Consider the following 1,772-nt stretch of genomic DNA (forward strand, 5'->3'; position numbering starts at 1 on the left):
CCAATTTGAAAAAAGAATGCGACAGATGGGTAGGGGCACGGCAGTGCCGTGCCCCTACGAAGAATTTATGTGTCGCAAACATTATTTAAATTGGTCTAATTTACTAACAAATGCCTCAACCAATCACGAAAGCTAGCATGATAAAAACTATAATGGATTTCTGCGGCTATTGATTTTAAATGTAAAAACTCTCGCCACTTGTCTAAAATTACCTTGATTTCATATTCATCTGCATCTAATCTTTCTGCGATCGCTTCTATTGATATTGATTGTTGAACTAAGATATTTAACACCTGTAAAGCCATTGGTTGCTGTTGACTGGTTGCTAAATTCATCTTTTCTAAGTGATTTTGGTAATAGAGTTGTAAATTTGGGGGGTAAATATCCTCGTTGATAGCTGCTAAGGTTTCCTTAACATACATAAAATTGGTTTCATCATCAAAACCTTGTGTCATTTTCAGCGAAACATCTCCGGGATTCTTCTCTTCGCTAACGCTAGGCTCAAAATGACATGATTCATTTAAATAAGTTTTAATATATTCCTGGATATCAGCGCGATTTTGTTGCGGGTAGGCTGATAAATCTAAAGATTGGGCTGGAGTTTCAATTAATAAACCTGATTTATCTGTCAAAAACGGACGACGAGTGAGGATAAAATAAATTTTTTCTGGCAGATAGCGGGGTAAATAGAATATATTTGAGCCGCGTGGTTGATTGTTAATATCAATTCTATCGCAGCCATCAATAGTAATAATTAAACGTTGTGGATGCAATCTATCGCTGATTTGTTGCAGTAAAAATGATAAAAAACCACTGTCTTCTGTGGTATAATCATGAAAATTATCAGCTATATTTTTACTACCTTGATTTTGGGCGATTTCTATTAATTGAGTGTAAATCGTCGTCAGAAATTCCTCAACGCGATTTTTCCCGGCAATTTCGACATTGTAATAGACAAAGCCGGGATTTTGGCTGACATAATGGGCAAGAATGGCACTTTTACCAATACCAGGCTCACCGATAATAGTAAAGTAGCCCCGGTCAGATTGATTGAGAAAGTTGTTGATGGCAGAAAAGACAAATTCACGACCGACAAAGTTGTGGTTTTTGGTGGTAATGATTTGCTGAAATTCTGGGGGATATCTGGGAATATTAATTGTATTTTGGGTGATGTTATTCATTTTCTGAACCCCCTTCTAAACAAAGAAAATGAACACGACCTGATTGTTCTCCTGCTACAATTGTCAACCCATCTGGGGAAACTGCACAGCAAGTTATAGAACTTTCACCAATAAAAGTAGAGATTTCCTTTTTTGTCTTTAGATCCCACAGTTTCAGGGTTTTGTCACGAGAAGCAGAAACGGCAGTTTTTCCATCGGGTGCGATCGCTACTGCTAATACCCAGAAATTATGACCTGTCAGGGTAGAGATTTCCAATCCTTTCTCTAGATCCCACAGTTTCAGGGTATCGTCACCAGAAGCAGAAACGGCAGTTTTTCCATCTGGTGCGATCGCTACTGCACTTACGTAGTCATTATGACCAGTCAGGGTAGAGATTTCCAATCCTTTCTTTAGATCCCACAGTTTCAGGGTAAAGTCACCAGAAGCAGAAACGGCAGTTTTTCCATCGGGTGCGATCGCTACTGCACTTACTATGGAATTATGACCTGTCAGGGTAGAGATTTCCAATCCTTTCTCTAGATCCCACAGTTTCAGGGTATTGTCAGATGAAGCAGAAACGGCTGTTTTTCCATCGGGTGCGATCGCTACTG

General features: G+C 39.1%; 1 protein-coding gene and 1 pseudogene. Both read right to left on the bottom strand.

Going from position 1 to position 1,772, the window contains the following annotated elements; all coding sequences use genetic code 11:
• Positions 1-95 precede the first annotated feature (95 nt).
• Positions 96-1,181, bottom strand: coding sequence for an AAA family ATPase (locus AABK37_RS41215; RefSeq protein WP_432557148.1), 1,086 nt, complete (start codon positions 1,179-1,181; stop codon positions 96-98).
• Positions 1,174-1,772, bottom strand: a pseudogene (locus AABK37_RS41220) (WD40 repeat domain-containing protein); the annotation flags it as partial. The pseudogene AABK37_RS41220 and the gene AABK37_RS41215, both read right to left, overlap by 8 nt.

The organism is Tolypothrix sp. VBCCA 56010 (assembly GCF_050875635.1).
Lineage (GTDB): Bacteria > Cyanobacteriota > Cyanobacteriia > Cyanobacteriales > Nostocaceae > Hassallia.